Origin of the sequence: Streptomyces sp. NPDC018693 (genome assembly GCF_044391385.1) — a bacterium.
GTDB lineage: Bacteria > Actinomycetota > Actinomycetes > Streptomycetales > Streptomycetaceae > Streptomyces.
The window spans coordinates 98,950-113,297 of record NZ_JBIRZZ010000009.1 but is presented as its reverse complement, the minus strand read 5'-3'; the positions used below and the strand labels follow the sequence as shown (position 1 = coordinate 113,297).

13 protein-coding genes are annotated in these 14,348 nt (G+C 70.9%); 7 read left to right on the top strand and 6 right to left on the bottom strand.

Going from position 1 to position 14,348, the window contains the following annotated elements; all coding sequences use genetic code 11:
* The first annotated feature begins 70 nt into the window (after positions 1 to 70).
* On the top strand, positions 71 to 658 hold the full coding sequence (locus ACH5AC_RS23590) for a Uma2 family endonuclease (RefSeq protein ID WP_398864017.1): 588 nt from the start codon (positions 71 to 73) through the stop codon (positions 656 to 658).
* Here the strand turns inward: ACH5AC_RS23590 and ACH5AC_RS23585 are convergent.
* Positions 655 to 1,584, bottom strand: a complete 930-nt coding sequence (locus ACH5AC_RS23585) for an ester cyclase (RefSeq protein ID WP_398864016.1) — start codon at positions 1,582 to 1,584, stop codon at positions 655 to 657. The two genes, ACH5AC_RS23590 and ACH5AC_RS23585, sit on opposite strands and share 4 nt — an antisense overlap.
* 123 nt (positions 1,585 to 1,707) lie before the next feature.
* Here ACH5AC_RS23585 and ACH5AC_RS23580 point away from each other — a divergent pair, with 123 nt between their 5' ends.
* Together ACH5AC_RS23580 and ACH5AC_RS23575 are read left to right on the top strand one after the other, a co-directional pair.
* Positions 1,708 to 2,709, top strand: a complete 1,002-nt coding sequence (locus ACH5AC_RS23580) for an aldo/keto reductase (protein WP_398864014.1) — start codon at positions 1,708 to 1,710, stop codon at positions 2,707 to 2,709.
* 333 nt (positions 2,710 to 3,042) lie between these two features.
* Positions 3,043 to 3,189: a hypothetical protein gene (locus tag ACH5AC_RS23575; protein WP_398864013.1), complete on the top strand. Its 147-nt coding sequence runs from the start codon at positions 3,043 to 3,045 to the stop codon at positions 3,187 to 3,189.
* Positions 3,190 to 3,324: 135 nt separating this feature from the next.
* Here the strand turns inward: ACH5AC_RS23575 and thpR are convergent, their stop codons facing one another.
* A complete protein-coding gene (thpR, locus tag ACH5AC_RS23570) occupies positions 3,325 to 3,897 on the bottom strand; it encodes an RNA 2',3'-cyclic phosphodiesterase (protein WP_398864012.1) in 573 nt (190 codons plus the stop codon).
* Positions 3,898 to 4,011: 114 nt separating this feature from the next.
* Between thpR and ACH5AC_RS23565 the strand changes: the two genes are divergently transcribed.
* Positions 4,012 to 4,599: a Uma2 family endonuclease gene (locus ACH5AC_RS23565; protein WP_398864011.1), complete on the top strand. Its 588-nt coding sequence runs from the start codon at positions 4,012 to 4,014 to the stop codon at positions 4,597 to 4,599.
* A gap of 25 nt (positions 4,600 to 4,624) precedes the next feature.
* On the opposite strand, the gene ACH5AC_RS23560 is transcribed toward ACH5AC_RS23565, so the two are convergent.
* Together ACH5AC_RS23560 and ACH5AC_RS23555 are read right to left on the bottom strand one after the other, a co-directional pair.
* Entirely contained in the window at positions 4,625 to 5,980 is a 1,356-nt protein-coding gene (locus ACH5AC_RS23560; protein ID WP_398864010.1) for an MFS transporter, read from the bottom strand.
* Positions 5,981 to 6,010: 30 nt separating this feature from the next.
* Positions 6,011 to 6,448, bottom strand: coding sequence for a MarR family winged helix-turn-helix transcriptional regulator (locus tag ACH5AC_RS23555; RefSeq protein ID WP_398864009.1), 438 nt, complete (start codon positions 6,446 to 6,448; stop codon positions 6,011 to 6,013).
* A gap of 141 nt (positions 6,449 to 6,589) precedes the next feature.
* Here ACH5AC_RS23555 and ACH5AC_RS23550 point away from each other — a divergent pair, with 141 nt between their 5' ends.
* Positions 6,590 to 6,772: a ribbon-helix-helix protein, CopG family gene (locus ACH5AC_RS23550; RefSeq protein WP_398864007.1), complete on the top strand. Its 183-nt coding sequence runs from the start codon at positions 6,590 to 6,592 to the stop codon at positions 6,770 to 6,772.
* A gap of 36 nt (positions 6,773 to 6,808) precedes the next feature.
* Here the strand turns inward: ACH5AC_RS23550 and ACH5AC_RS23545 are convergent, their stop codons facing one another.
* Positions 6,809 to 8,260, bottom strand: coding sequence for an NCS2 family permease (locus ACH5AC_RS23545; RefSeq protein ID WP_398864006.1), 1,452 nt, complete (start codon positions 8,258 to 8,260; stop codon positions 6,809 to 6,811).
* Between the two features lie 139 nt (positions 8,261 to 8,399).
* Here ACH5AC_RS23545 and ACH5AC_RS23540 point away from each other — a divergent pair, with 139 nt between their 5' ends.
* Together ACH5AC_RS23540 and ACH5AC_RS23535 are read left to right on the top strand one after the other, a co-directional pair.
* Positions 8,400 to 8,675 (top strand): DUF2530 domain-containing protein, encoded by a 276-nt coding sequence (locus ACH5AC_RS23540; RefSeq protein ID WP_398864005.1) that lies wholly within the window; start codon positions 8,400 to 8,402, stop codon positions 8,673 to 8,675.
* Between the two features lie 88 nt (positions 8,676 to 8,763).
* The gene (locus ACH5AC_RS23535) at positions 8,764 to 11,157 is read left to right on the top strand and encodes an HAD-IC family P-type ATPase (RefSeq protein ID WP_398864004.1); all 2,394 of its coding nucleotides are present in this window, start codon (positions 8,764 to 8,766) and stop codon (positions 11,155 to 11,157) included.
* A gap of 10 nt (positions 11,158 to 11,167) precedes the next feature.
* Here the strand turns inward: ACH5AC_RS23535 and ACH5AC_RS23530 are convergent, their stop codons facing one another.
* Positions 11,168 to 14,326 carry a sacsin N-terminal ATP-binding-like domain-containing protein gene (locus ACH5AC_RS23530; RefSeq protein ID WP_398864002.1) on the bottom strand — a complete coding sequence of 1,053 codons (3,159 nt, stop codon included), beginning with the start codon at positions 14,324 to 14,326 and terminating at the stop codon, positions 11,168 to 11,170.
* Positions 14,327 to 14,348 lie beyond the last annotated feature (22 nt).

Here is a 14,348-nt window from a genome sequence, read left to right as displayed (position 1 = left end):
GTCGCCGTGCGTATCGTTGTACTGCGCGGCTGCCCTCGTGGGCGGGGTGGCCGGGGAGGAGCGCGCCACGATGACCGTCCTTGAAGACAGGATCGCGATGGCCGAGGAAAGCGACGAGCTGACTCTGGACGTGATGTTCGAGTGGCTTGAGAAGTTGCCCGTCCCCGAGGGAACGAAGGTCGAGATCGTCGGGGGGCACATCTTCATGTCACCGCAGCGCCAGCACCACTGGGAGATCATCTTCGATATCGCCGAACAACTGCGCGCCAAGTATCCGCGTAAGCGGTTGGCCTCAGATGTGCGGATCGACTTCCCCGGGCATCTGAACGGCTTCGCCTGTGATGTGGCGGCGATGGCCGAGCGTTCGGTCAAGGACAGCAAGGGACGCTGGCGCTATCAGGACGTCGAGTTCGTGGCCGAAGTGATCTCCAGGGACACGGCAGCCAACGACTACGGCCCCAAGAAACTCACTTACGCCGCCGCCGAAGTCCCCGTGTACCTCATCGCCGACCCGTACGAGGGCAGGTGCCACCTCTTCACCCAACCGAAGGACGGCGACTACACCACCGAGACGAAGATCGTCTTCGGGGACGATGTGGACCTCACCACCACGGTCGTCGCCCTCACCCTCAAGACCGACGAGTTCCCCCGCGACTAGAACATCGTGTTGTCGTTCGCCGCGTTCTCCGGCACGTCCTGGATCACGTCCCAGTGCTCGACGATCCTCCCGTTGCGCACCCGGAAGAGATCCACGATCGCCTGGCCACGCTTGCCCGGCGCGTTCACGTAGTGGCTGTGGACCGCGACCAGGTCGCCCTCGGCGATGACCCGCTTCCGTGAGACCGTCAGCTGCGGGAACGCCTCGAAGTAGCCGCCGAGTCCGGCCTTCACACCCTCGACCCCGTCGGCGATGTCCGGGTTGTGCTGGTGGTACTCGGGGCCCCAGTACCGGTCGATGGCGGACAGGTCCTTCTGGACGAGGAGTTGGTCGAACGCCTGGGTGACCAGCTTCTTGTTGTACGCGGTGAGCCACCGCGGCCCCGGCTGCTCGGTGCGCGGCCAACTCTCCGTGGAGAACATGTCGTTGCCGTTGGCGGTGGTCTCCGGGACGTTCTGGGCGACGTCCCAGTGCTCGGCGATCTTCCCGTCCTGGAAGCGGAAGATGTCGAAGACCGCCGTGCCCGCAGTGCCCGGCACCAGCACCACGTTCGAGTGGACCAGCACCAGGTCGCCCTCGGAGATCACCCGCCGCACGTCGTACTCGGCGTCCGGGAACTGCTGGTGAATCGCGACGCCCAGGTTCTTCAGCGTCTCGGCGCCGTCCGGTGCGAGCGGGTTGTGCTGGATGTAGTCGGGGCGTACATAGCGGTCGACGACTGCGGTGTCGCCCTGCTCGAAGACGCCCTTGAGGACGCGGACGGCGACGGCCTTCTGCTGCCCGAGGTGGACGGAGGAGCCGTGCCGGGCGTGGCCGGCGGAGGCGGCCGACGGCACCGCCGCGGCGGGCACGGCGGCGGCGCCCAGCACAGCGGCGGAGGCCAGGACGGCGACGAGCGCCTTGCGGGCGGGCGTGGTGGGGGTCACGAGGGGCACTCCTCAAGAAAGTTTGAGAGTTCAAGCTAATGCTTCCCGAAGGAAAGCACTAACCCTGAGTTAGTGTCAACATCCCTTGCTTGGAGCGCACTCCACGCCGTTGGCTGGGTGACCATGAAGTACACGCAGCTAGGACGCACAGGTCTCAAGGTCAGCCGTCTGGTCCTCGGCACCATGAACTTCGGCCCGCAGACGGACGAGGCAGACAGCCACGCGATCATGGACGCGGCGCTGGACGCGGGCATCAACTTCTTCGACACCGCGAATGTGTACGGGTGGGGCGAGAACAAGGGGCGCACCGAGAGCATCATCGGGAACTGGTTCGCCCAGGGCGGCGGCCGCCGCGAGAAGGTCGTCATCGCCACGAAGGTGTACGGGCACATGGGGCCGGACACCGACCCGGACCACGTCTGGCCCAACCACCACAAGCTCTCCGCCGTCAACATCCGGCGGGCCGTCGACGCGTCGCTGAAGCGGCTGCGGACCGACTACATCGACGTCTACCAGTTCCACCACATCGACCGCGCCACTCCCTTCGAGGAGATCTGGCAGGCGATCGACGTGCTGGTGCAGCAGGGGAAGATCCTTTACGTCGGCTCCTCCAACTTCCCCGGCTACAAGATCGCCCAGGCCAACGAGGCCGCCGCCCGGCGCTCCGGGACCATCGGGCTGGTCAGCGAGCAGTGCCTCTACAACCTCTTCGAGCGGCGCGCCGAGATGGAGGTCATCCCGGCCGCGCAGGACTACGGCCTCGGGGTGATCCCCTGGTCGCCGCTGCACGGCGGGCTGCTGGGCGGGGTCATCCGGAAGGAGGCCGAGGGCGGCCGGCGCACCTCAGGTCGGTCCGCGCAGGAACTCGCCCGGCCGGAGGTGCGCGCACAGCTCCAGGCGTACGAGGATCTGCTCGACAAGCACGGTGTCGAACCCGGCGAGGCGGCCCTCGCCTGGCTGCTCACCCGTCCCGGCGTGACCGGTCCCATCGTCGGCCCGCGTACGGCCGAACAGCTCTCGTCGGCCCTGCGGGCGGTGGAGCTGGAGCTGAGCGAGGAGTTGCTGGCCGCCCTGGACGAGATCTTCCCGGGGCCGGGGCCGTCTCCGGAGGCGTTCGCCTGGTGACCTGTCTCGAGCACTGACACCATCGGCACCGTCCCGTTCCGCCACCGCCACGTTCGCCGCCACCGGGAACGCCAGGCCGATGGCCGCGCACGGTGTCGCGCGTCCGGTCACCTTCGACGCGACGGCGTCACGCTCGGGCTCGGGGATGTCCGGGAGGGGCGCCGCGCCGAGAAACACCTCGACCCAGGCGCGGGCCGAGCGGCACCGGACCGTGCGGGTCGCCCGGGTGACGGCCGGGCCGAGTGCGGTAAGCGTCTCCCGCGAGCCTCTGCCACCTCGGCGGCGCGCCGTCGCCGGGCCGACCCGGCCGCCACCGCCTTCGCCCACCGGTCCGTGCCCCACCACCTCAACGTCAACGCGGTGTGGCTGCCCCGCCAGGACGAGTCGCTGGGCGCGGGCCGAACGGCCTGGGCACGGGACTTCGTCACCGCCCTCACGCCGTACCGCGACGGCGTGTACGTCACTTCCTCGACCACGTGAGGCGTGGAGCTGCCGCAGGTAGCCGTAGGAGCGTCGTCACCTGCCGAGCGCGGCCGCCACGGCGACGACGACGAACATCAGCACGAGCGCACCGGCCATGATCCGGTTCCGGGTCTTAGGGTCCACACGACGAGCCTAACCGGCGCCGCCGAGCGGCCAGCGGGCGACCGGCTCGTAGCGCGGCTGCGCCCCCGGGACGCCCGACACCGGCAGGTTGCTGCGCACCAGGACCAGCTCGGCGACCGTCCAGGCGCGGCCGGTGAAGGTGGCCAGTGCCTGGACGTAGGGCCGTACGTCGACCGCGTCGCGGCTGCGGGCCACGGTCAGGTGGGCCTTGTAGCGCCGGTGCTCGCCCATGTCGACGCCCGCCTTGCGGCCCGCCGCCTCGCTGCGGTCGGCCAGATGCCCCAGCTCGGTGAGGTCGCCGTCCGCCCCGATCCACAGCGCCCGCCCGCGCCCGAACTGCCCGCCGCCGCTCAGGGCCAGCTCGAAGGGCGTGCCCCGGTGCGCGGCCCGCTCCAGTCGGGCCGACAGGTCCGGTACGACGCCGGCGTCGACCTCGCCGTAGAAGGCGAGGGTGAAGTGCCAGCCGGGGCGGCCGGTCCAGCGGAGCCCGTCGGCCCCGGGCAGCCTCCGCAGCGTCGCGACCTCGGCGGCGAGTTCGTCGGCCACGTCGTCGGGGGGCAGGACGGCGGCGAACAGTCTCATGGCTCAAGTCTCCCTCCCCGCTGCCGTCGCGGCCGGGCGTGTCCCGGTCACCGTACGTATCGTTGTACTGCGCGGCTGCCCGTGACCGAGTGGCAGCCGAGGAGGAGCGCCACGATGACCGTCCTCGAAGAGAGGATCGAGATGGCCAACAGCGGTGATGAGCTCACGCTCGACATGATGTTCGAGTGGCTTGAGAAGATCCCGGTCCCCGAGGGATACAAGACCGAGATCGTCGGGGGGCAGATCGTCATGTCGCCGCAGCGGGACAACCACTGGGACATCATCGCGGACATCTATGACCAGCTGCGCGCCAAGTACCCGCGCAAGCGCGTCAAGTCCGACGTCCGTATCGACTATCCCGGCCATCTCAACGGGTTCGCCACCGACGTGACGGCTCTCGCGGAGGGCGCGGAGAAGGACGACAAGGGCCGCTGGCAGTACAAGGACGTCGAATTCGTCGCCGAAGTCATCTCCAAGGACACCGCCCGCAACGACTACGGTCCGAAGAAGGACGCGTACGCGGCCGCCGAAGTGCCGGTGTACCTGATCGTGGACCCGTACACCGGCGAGTGGCACCTGCACACCCTGCCCAAGGACGGCGAGTACCACGGCACGGTCAGCTTCGGTTTCGGTGACGAGATCGACCTGACCGGCACCGTCGTCGGCCTGGTCCTCAAGACCGACGGATTCCCGCGCGACTGACCTGCGACCGACCGGGACGCCGCCCCTACGCCGACGTCGCCAGCTCCTCCCTCCGCTCGCGCGGTACGAAGCGCACCCTCGGCCCGCCCTGCCAGCCCACCGAGAGGCGCAGGCCGCCCACCCGGGCCAGGACCAGGGCGATGGCGCTCGCCGCGACGGCCGAGATCGCGCCGCCCACCGCGAGGCCGGCCCGGACGCCGTACGCGTCGGTGATCCAGCCCGCTATCGGCGCCCCGACCGGGGAGCCGCCCAGGAACACCATCATGTACAGGGACATCACGCGGCCGCGCATGGCCGGGTCGGTGGCCATCTGGATGGCGGTGTTGGCGGTGACGTTGATGGTCATGCCGAACATCCCGATCGGGGCCATGAGCAGGGCGAACAGCCAGAGCGAGGGGGCCGTGGCGGCGATCACCTCCAGGGCGCCGAAGAGGGCGGCCGCGACGACCATCACCCGCAGCTTGGCGGTGCCGCGCCGGGCGGCGAGCAGGGCGCCGGCCAGGGAGCCGACCGCCATCAGGGTGTTGAAGAGGCTGTAGGAGCCGGCGCCGGCGTGGAACACGTCGTCCGCGAAGGCCGAGAGATAGACCGGGAAGTTGAAGCCGAAGGTCCCGATGAAGCCGACCAGGACGATCGGCCAGAGCAGCTCGGGCCGCCCGGCGACATGCTTCAGCCCCTCCCGGAGCTGGCCCTTGCCGCGCGGAGCGCGCTCGACGACGTACAGCTCACGCGCGCGCATCAGCAGCAGGCCGGCCATGGGCGCGACGAAGGACAGGCCGTTGAGGAGGAACGCCCAGCCGGTGCCCATGCCGGTGATCATCAGGCCGGCGACGGCGGGGCCGACGAGGCGGGCGGACTGGAAGTTGGCGGAGTTCAGGCTGACCGCGTTCTGCAGCTGGTCCGGGCCGACCATCTCGGAGACGAAGGACTGGCGGGCCGGGTTGTCGACGACGGTCGCGAGGCCGACGGCGAAGGCGGCGACGTACACATGCCAGACCTGGACGTGGCCGGTGAGGGTGAGCAGGGCCAGCGCGATGCCGGTGACGGCCATCGAGGACTGGGTGAACAGCAGCGCCCGGCGCTTGGGCAGGCGGTCGACGAGGACACCGCCGTAGAGGCCGAAGAGCAGCATCGGCAGGAACTGCAGGGCCGTCGTTATGCCGACGGCCGTGGCGGAGCCGGTGAGGCTGAGGACCAGCCAGTCCTGGGCGATGCGCTGCATCCAGGTGCCGATGTTCGAGACGACCTGGCCCATGAAGAACAGGCGGTAGTTCCTGATCCTCAGGGAGGAGAACATCGAGGACTTGCGGTTGATGTGAGTGGTGCGGTTGTCGTGAGTCGTAGGTGCGGGGGCGGAATCTGCTCCGTTTCCCGTACTCAAAAGGGTTCGCCTCCTTGCGACCGCTGCTGCTTACAGGTGTGCGAGCTTCTCCAGCACGGGGGCGGCGGCGCGCAGTTTCGCCCACTCGTCCTCGTCGAGGCCCTCCACCAGACCGGCCAGGAAGGCGTTCCGCTTGCGCCGGCTCTCGGCGAGCATCACCTCGGCCTGCTCGGTCTTGGTGACCACCTTCTGGCGGCGGTCCTCGGGGTGCGGCTCCAGCCGGACCAGGCCCTTGGCCTCCAGCAGCGCCACGATGCGGGTCATCGACGGCGGCTGGACGTGTTCCTTGCGGGCCAGTTCGCCCGGGGTGGCGCTCCCGCAGAGGGAGAGGGTGCCCAGGACCGACATCTCGGTCGGGCTCAGCGACTCGTCGACCCGCTGGTGCTTGAGCCTGCGGGAGAGTCGCATCACGGCGGAGCGAAGTGAGTTCACGGCGGCAGCGTCGTCGCCATGCGTGAGGTCCGGCATGTCATTAGCGTAACTCATTACTCACCCTAAGGACCACTGGGAGCCCCAGTTGGCGGCGAGAAAACCTCTCATCACTCATACGGGTGATACGACCACGGAACGCCACCCGCCACCCCGAACCGTGCCGCGACCCTCGTACCCATGGGGACCAGTGTGCTCAGCCTGCGCATAGACCACGACCTGCTCGAACGGCTCCGGGAACACGCCGCCAGAAGAGGAATGAGCGTCCAGGACTATGTCGTCCGGACGCTCATTCGCGATGACTTCGACGAGCGGTTCCAGACCGCCGTCGAGGAGACGGAGAAGTTCTACGGGCTCACCTGAGCCCGGGTACGTGAGCCCGGCTCACCTGAGCCCCGCCTATGTGAGCCCCAGCGCAGGCATGAGGTAGTAGAACGCGAACACCGCCGACACCACGTACATCGGCACCGGCACCTCGCGACCGCGCCCGGCCGCCAGGCGGAGCACCGTGAAGGTGACGAAGCCCATGCCGATGCCGTTGGTGATCGAGTAGGTGAACGGCATCATCACCATCGTGACGAAGGCCGGGATGGCGATGGTGTGGTCGGCCCAGTCGATCTCCTTCACCGAGCCGGCCAGGATCAGGAAGCCGACCGCCAGCAGGGCCGGGGTGGCCGCCTGGGCCGGGACCATCGTGGCCACCGGGGTGAGGAAGAGCGCGACGGCGAAGAGGCCGCCTGTGACGACGTTCGCGAAGCCGGTGCGCGCGCCCTCGCCGACGCCGGCCGTGGACTCCACGAAGGCCGTGGTAGCGGAGGAGGAGCCGGCGCCGCCCGCGGCGACCGCGATGCCGTCGACGAAGAGGACCTTGTTGATGCCGGGCATCTGGCCCTGCGCGTCGGTCAGCTTCGCCTCGTCGCCGACGCCCATGATCGTGCCCATCGCGTCGAAGAAGCACGACAGCAGGACGGTGAAGACGAAGAGGATCCCGGTCAGCACGCCGACCTTCTCGAAGCCGCCGAACAGGCTGAACTGGCCGAGCAGGCCGAGGTCGGGGCCGGCGACCGGGTTGCCGGGCCACTTCGGCGTCGTCAGACCCCAGGACGGCACCTTCGCCACGGCCTCGATGACGAGCGCGAGGACGGTCATCGCGACGATCGAGATCAGGATCGCGCCGGACACCTTGCGCACGATCAGCGTCAGGGTGAGCAGCGCGCCGAGGACGAAGACCAGCACCGGCCAGCCGGTGAGATGGCCGTCGAAGCCCAGCTGGAGCGGGACGGTGGTGTGGGCGGCGTCCGGGATGCGGGAGACGAAACCGGCGTCGACCAGGCCGATCAGCATGATGAACAGGCCGATACCGATGCTGATGGCCTTGCGCAGGCCGAAGGGGACCGCGTTCATGACGCGCTCCCGCAGACCGGTGGCGACCAGCAGCATCACGATGAAGCCGGCGAGCACCACCATGCCCATGGCGTCCGGCCAGGACATCCGGGGCGCCAGCTGGAGCGCGACGACCGAGTTCACACCGAGGCCGGCGGCCAGTGCGATCGGGACGTTGCCGATGACGCCCATGAGGAGGGTGGTGAACGCGGCGGTGAGCGCCGTCGCGGTGACCAGCTGGCCGTTGTCCAGCTGGTTGCCGTACATGTCCTTCGCGCTGCCGAGGATGATCGGGTTGAGCACGATGATGTAGGCCATCGCGAAGAAGGTGGCGAAACCGCCCCTGATCTCGCGGGACAGGGTGCTGCCGCGCTCCGAGATCCTGAAGAAGCGGTCGACTGCGCCGTAGGGGGGCCTGGCTCCCGGCTGATCAGGGGCGGGGACCTTGGCGGGGGCCGAGGTGGACATCTATGTGGAGTTTCCTACGATCAGAAGCGGTCAGACACAAACGGTTTCAGTATGAACATATGACCGCGGGAAGAGCTATCTCCGCGCGTAGACCAATGGCCGCGCACGGCGGCGGACACCACCTCGTAAGCTGTCGGACATGGCGAAGTGGACCCCCAAGCACGAGGCGCCGGAGCCCCTGGAGGGCCCCGTGGTCGCCACCATCACCGGCGGCACGATCGTCTGGTTCGTCCTCTTCCTCGTCCAGCTGCCCTTCTACGGCTGGTTCGACGACCACGGCCACACCTGGTGGCTGTGGACCTGCCTGGCCGGCGGCGGACTGGGCCTGATCGGCGTCTGGTACGTCCGCAAGCGCGACGCGGCCATCAAGCGGGCCGCCGGGCGGACGGAGCCCGAGGCCGTACAGCGCCCCTAGTACCACGGCACTATCCGGGTCCTCCGCAGGTCGGATCTTCCGCACCTTCGGCGGGTGAACTGCCCTGTCCGCACGTACCGTCGAAGGCATGACGCATGCCGACGCAGCCGCCGACGCCGCCGCCCCCGACGCCGCCGTCCCCTTGCTGCCGGCGACCGGACTGACCGCCTCCGAGGTCGCCGAACGCATCGCGCGCGGCGCGGTCAACGACGTACCGGTCCGCAGCTCCCGCACGCTCGGCGAGATCGTCCGGGCGAACGTCTTCACCCGCTTCAACGCGATCATCGGCGTGCTGTGGGTGATCACGCTCGGTGTGGCGCCCATCCAGGACGCCCTGTTCGGCTTCGTCATCCTCGCCAACACCGGCATCGGCATCGTCCAGGAGTGGCGGGCGAAGAAGACCCTCGACTCGCTGGCCGTGATCGGCGAGGCCAGACCCACCGTCCGCCGCGACGGCGTCGCGGTCGAGGTCGCCACGTCGGACATCGTCCTCGACGACCTCATCGAGATCGGCCCCGGCGACAAGATCGTCGTGGACGGGGTGTGCGTCGAGGCGGACGGGCTGGAGATCGACGAGTCACTGCTCACCGGCGAGGCCGACCCGGTCGTCAAACAGCCCGGCGACCAGGTGATGTCCGGCAGCTTCGTCGTCGCGGGCGGCGGCGCCTTCCGCGCCACCAAGGTCGGCCGGGAGGCGTACGCCGCCCAGCTCGCCGAGGAGGCGTCCCGCTTCACCCTCGTCCACTCCGAGCTGCGCTCCGGCATCTCGACCATCCTCAAGTACGTGACGTGGATGATGATCCCGACCGCGATCGGGCTGATCATCAGCCAGCTGGTGGTCAAGGAGAACGACCTCAGGGAGTCCATCGCCCGCACGGTCGGCGGCATCGTGCCGATGGTCCCCGAGGGGCTGGTCCTCCTCACCTCCGTCGCCTTCGCGATCGGCGTGATCCGGCTCGGCCGCAAGCAGTGCCTCGTCCAGGAACTCCCCGCCATCGAGGGTCTCGCCCGCGTCGACACCGTCTGCCTCGACAAGACCGGCACCCTCACCGAGGGCGGCATGGACGTCACCGAGCTGCGCACCCTCGACGGCTACGACGAGTCGTACGTACGGCAGGTCCTCGGCGCCCTCGGCGAGTCCGACCCCCGCCCCAACGCCTCCCTGAAGGCGATCATCGACGCCTACCCCGACGCCGAGGACTGGCGCTGCACCGAGTCCCTCCCCTTCTCCTCCGCGCGCAAGTACAGCGGCGCCAGCTTCAGCGAGGCCGACGGGGAGAGCAGTACGTGGCTGCTGGGGGCGCCGGATGTGCTGCTCGCGGACGACGATCCCGCGCTGGCCGAGACCGAACGGCTCAACGAGCAGGGCCTGCGCGTCCTCCTCCTCGCCCGGGCCGCCCGCGACCTCGACCACCCTGAGGTCGCCACCGGCGCCAAGCCCGCCGCCCTCGTCGTCCTGGAGCAGCGGCTGCGGCCCGACGCGGCGGACACGCTGCGCTACTTCGCCGAGCAGAACGTCCACGCGAAGGTCATCTCCGGGGACAACGCCGTGTCGGTGGGCGCGGTCGCCGCCAAGCTGGGGCTGGCCGGCACGACGGTCGACGCGCGCAGGCTCCCGCACGACAAGGCGGAGATGGCGCGGGCGCTGGACGAGGGCACGGTGTTCGGGCGGGTCACCCCGCAACAGAAGCGGAACATGGTCGGCGCGCTCCAGTCCGAAGGCCACACCGTCGCCATGACCGGCGACGGCGTCAACGACGTCCTCGCCCTCAAGGACGCGGACATCGGCGTCGCCATGGGCTCCGGCTCGGAGGCGACCCGGGCCGTCGCCCAGATCGTCCTCCTCAACAACAGCTTCGCCACCCTGCCGTCCGTGGTGGCCGAGGGCCGCCGGGTCATCGGCAACATCACCCGGGTCGCGACCCTGTTCCTGGTCAAGACCGTCTACTCGGTCCTGCTGGGCCTGCTGGTGGTCTGCTGGCAGGTGGAGTACCCCTTCCTCCCCCGCCACATGACCCTGCTGTCCACCCTGACGATCGGCGTCCCCGCCTTCTTCCTCGCCCTCGCCCCCAACAAGGAGCGGGCCCGCCCCCACTTCGTGCGACGGGTCATGCGCTACGCGATCCCGGGCGGCCTGGTCGCCGCCGTCGCCACCTTCCTCACCTACCTGATCGCCCGCCACCACTACACCGGCGAAGGCGCCCTCGATGCGGAGACCAGCGCCGCGACCCTCACGCTGTTCCTGATCTCCATGTGGGTCCTGGCGATCGTGGCCCGCCCCTACACCTGGTGGCGCCTCCTCCTGGTGGCCTCCATGGGCACGGGCTTCCTGGTGGTCCTCGTCGTCCCGTGGCTCCAGGAGTTCTTCGCCCTGAAGCTGGTCGGGATGACGATGCCGTGGATCGCGGTCGGTATCGCCGTGGCGGCGGCGGCCACCCTGGAGCTGCTGTGGAAGTGGGTCGACCGCCGCTTTCCCGCGTAGGACTCCGACGTCAGTCGAACCAGCGGTCCCTCGCCAGTTCCGCCGTGCGGGACGGGTCCTCCAGGAGGGCCGCCACCTCGAAGCGGCGGGGCCACTGGCCGGCTGCCCAGGAGAGGCCGGCTGCCACGCCTTCCATGGTGGCGGCGTGGAGGACTCCGTCGTCGGTCAGGCGCCAGTCGATTTCCACGCCGTCCACGACGAGCTCCTCGTGCTCGACGTATGTCCGAGGAGTGCGCGGGCCCAGGAGGACCGCCACCGACTCCGGCACGGCGTGTTCCGTGCCCTCGGAGTCGACCTCGCCCGTGACGGACTCGCTGAGGCGGCGTACCTGGAAGAGGTCGGCGGCGCGGGAGGGGCGGACGGGAAGGAGGGGGACGCCCTCGGTGAAGGGGAGGAGGTCCGGGGAGTCGACGACCACCGCGTCGGCCGCGTCGACGACCTCGGCCCGGCCGTCGATCACCGCGCGCAGCTCGTCCGGGAGGGTGACCTGCTCGGGGTCCAGCTCGGCCAGCGCGCTGTAGAGGCCGTGCAGCTGGGCGCCGGTCACCGTGCGGTCGGGGTCGGCGAGGCGGTCGAGGAGTTCGGCGGCGCCGCCCGGCTCGTCGAGGAGGGCGGCGACGGAGGTGCGTACGCCGAGAGCCCGGAGGACCTGTTCGTCGTCGAAGCCGGTCGCGTCGGCCTCGTCGTACAGGCCGCGCAGGAGGGGATCGCCGCCGGATGCGAGGAGGCCGGCGGGGCGGCGACCGTCGAGGACGGGGTGGCCGCGCAGCCACCAGGCGGTGTACGGCCGTACGACCTCGTGGGTGCCGTCGTGCAGGAGAACGCGTACGGGCTGGACGAGCGCGTCGCGCAAGGGGGGTCGCGACAGCAGGGCGAGCGCCTGGGGCCACTTGTCGTCGTCGACCAGGTCGAGGTCGCGGACGGCGACCAGTTCGGTGGCGACCGGCGGGACCGGTGAGTCGGGGAAGCGGTCGAGGACGTCCTCGCTCCAGACGTCGACGGCGTCGAGCAGACCGGCGTCGTCGGGCTCCGCGAAGTCGCCTTCGCGGGGCTCCAGTTCGTCGGGGTCGAGGACGACGTCGGTGGCGCGGACCAGGGCGAAGGTGGCGAGGACTCCGCAGGCGGCGAGGGGCTGTTCGCCCCACTTGGCCGCCAAGTCGGCGTCCACGGCGGCCAGTTCGCCCTCTCGGATGATCGAGGCGAAGGGGCTGCCGGGGAGGACGAGTTCACCTGCGGGGGCCAGTTCGCCGTCCTCGTCGGGGAGGGCGAGGGCGCCCAGCCACGGCTCGTCGCCGGGTTCGAGGCCCGCGTCGCGGACGAGGGCGAGGACGGTGTCGGCGAGTTCCTCGGCGTCGGGGGTGTCCTCGTCCCAGGCACCGGCGTCGTCGTCGAGGGAGGCGGCCACCGCGGCCCGGACCTGCGGGGTGGTGAGGACGGCGCGGGCGGTGGCCGGGAGGGCGCCGAGCTTCTCGAGGAGCGGGTGCGCGGCGTCGGCGTGGGCGACCTTCAGGCCGAGGCGGGCCAGGACGTCCGGGTCGATGCCGGTGATGTCCGGGGCGGGGAGGAGGACCTGGCGCGGCCCGATCGTCGTACGGCTGTCGGCGAGCGGGACGGGCAGGCCGGAGAGCCGGTCGGGGTCGACGCCCGCGAGGCTGTCGTAGAGCCGGTACCACCAGTCGGGGTCCTTCTCCAGCCCGGCGAGGCGGTCGATGGCGTCGGCGAGGGGGATGCGGGCGATGCCGAGGGTGCGCAGCTCGACGCGGCGCTCCAGGCCGGCGGGGAGGAGGGTGGGCAGCACCTCGGCGAGGACCCGTACGGTGTCGGCGCCGGCGCCCTCGACGACCTCGGCGTCCCGGGGGCGCAGGGCCTCCGGGAGGTCCTCGGTGCCGGGGGCGGCGGCGGGTGGGAGAAACGCTGGGTGGGCGGGCGGGAGAAACGCTGGGTGGGCGGGCGGGAGAAACGCAGTGCGGGGCAGGCGCTCCAGGATCGCCTGGCGCAGGGCGCCGTCCAGTTCGCCCTTGCCGAGCGGGCCGGGGACGAGGTCGATGATGCCGGGGGTGACCGGGCGCCAGTCGGCGAGCAGTTCGGCGTACGCGTCCGCCGCGCGCTGCACGAGGAAGTCGGTCAGCTGCCCGGGGGCGGTGTGGCGGCGGGTGCTGTCGAGGGGGAAGGACGCGATGAGCAGGGCGGGCACGCCGAGGGGCTCGTCGCTGGGGGTGGGCGCGTGGACGACGGGCGCGGTGGCGGGGCGTACGGGGGCGCCGTCGGCGTCGGTGGGCACGGCCCAGGTGACCGACCAGTGCGGCCGCAGCCGCTCCTCGACGGGCCGGTCGGCGAGCAGGTCGGGGGTGAGCGGCCCGTGCGCGGTGGCGGTCCGCCAGCGCGTGGTGCGCCCGTCCCGCGAGTCCGCCACGGCGATGAGGGCGCCGTCGGTGTCGCGGCGCAGGGTGCGCGGCTCGGCGTCGCCGATCTCGATGACGGCCTCGGCGAGGCCGGGCAGGGCGAGCAGCAGGGCGTCGTCGACGGCGGCGAGGAGCCGTTCGGCCAGGTCGGCGGCGGCCGCGTCGCGCAGCGGCAGGATGACCGCGGTGTCGTAGGGGGCGGGGGCGGTGCCCTCGGCGGCGAAGGGGAGCCGCAGGAGCGGCACGTGGCCGTCCCGGCGGCGGATCTCGTCCCCCAGGCCGGGGCTGTGCCGGGCGATGTCCCTGGCCAGGTCGCGGGCCTCGGCGAGGGACCAGCGGACGCCGCCGTGCCGGCCGACGACGGCGGGCTCGTCGGTGACGGCGAGGACGGCGGCGAAGCCGACGCCGAACCGGCCGATCGCGGCGGTCTCGGTGTCCCGCTTGGCGGAGGCGCGCAGCGTGGCGAGGGACTCGACCCCGGTCGCGTCCAGCGGGGCGCCCGTGTTGGCGGCGACCAGGACGCCGTCGCGCAGGGTCAGCCGCAGCCGGCCGGGCACCCCGGCGCGGGCCGCCGCGTCGGCGGCGTTCTGGGCGAGCTCGACGACGAGACGGTCGCGATAGCCGCCGAGGACCAGGTCCTCCTCTGCGTTCGCGTCCTCCCGGAAACGGGCGGGGCTGGTGGCCCAGGCGTCGAGGACCCCGCGGCGCAGTCGGGCCGTCCCGAACGGATCGGCCCCCTCGGCCGCCGGCCGCACGTACTTGCTCACGTTCACTCTCCTCGTCGACGTG

Excerpts from the sequence above, each read along its gene's own strand:
- thpR (WP_398864012.1), bottom strand. The coding sequence starts at position 3,897 with ATGAGACTGTTCGCCGCCGTCCTGCCCCCCGACGACGTGGCCGACGAA.
- ACH5AC_RS23555 (WP_398864009.1), bottom strand. The coding sequence starts at position 6,448 with ATGCCGGACCTCACGCATGGCGACGACGCTGCCGCCGTGAACTCACTT.
- ACH5AC_RS23565 (WP_398864011.1), top strand. The coding sequence starts at position 4,012 with ATGACCGTCCTCGAAGAGAGGATCGAGATGGCCAACAGCGGTGATGAG.
- ACH5AC_RS23545 (WP_398864006.1), bottom strand. The coding sequence starts at position 8,260 with ATGTCCACCTCGGCCCCCGCCAAGGTCCCCGCCCCTGATCAGCCGGGA.
- ACH5AC_RS23580 (WP_398864014.1), top strand. The coding sequence starts at position 1,708 with ATGAAGTACACGCAGCTAGGACGCACAGGTCTCAAGGTCAGCCGTCTG.
- ACH5AC_RS23540 (WP_398864005.1), top strand. The coding sequence starts at position 8,400 with ATGGCGAAGTGGACCCCCAAGCACGAGGCGCCGGAGCCCCTGGAGGGC.
- ACH5AC_RS23590 (WP_398864017.1), top strand. The coding sequence starts at position 71 with ATGACCGTCCTTGAAGACAGGATCGCGATGGCCGAGGAAAGCGACGAG.
- ACH5AC_RS23535 (WP_398864004.1), top strand. The coding sequence starts at position 8,764 with ATGACGCATGCCGACGCAGCCGCCGACGCCGCCGCCCCCGACGCCGCC.
- ACH5AC_RS23550 (WP_398864007.1), top strand. The coding sequence starts at position 6,590 with ATGGGGACCAGTGTGCTCAGCCTGCGCATAGACCACGACCTGCTCGAA.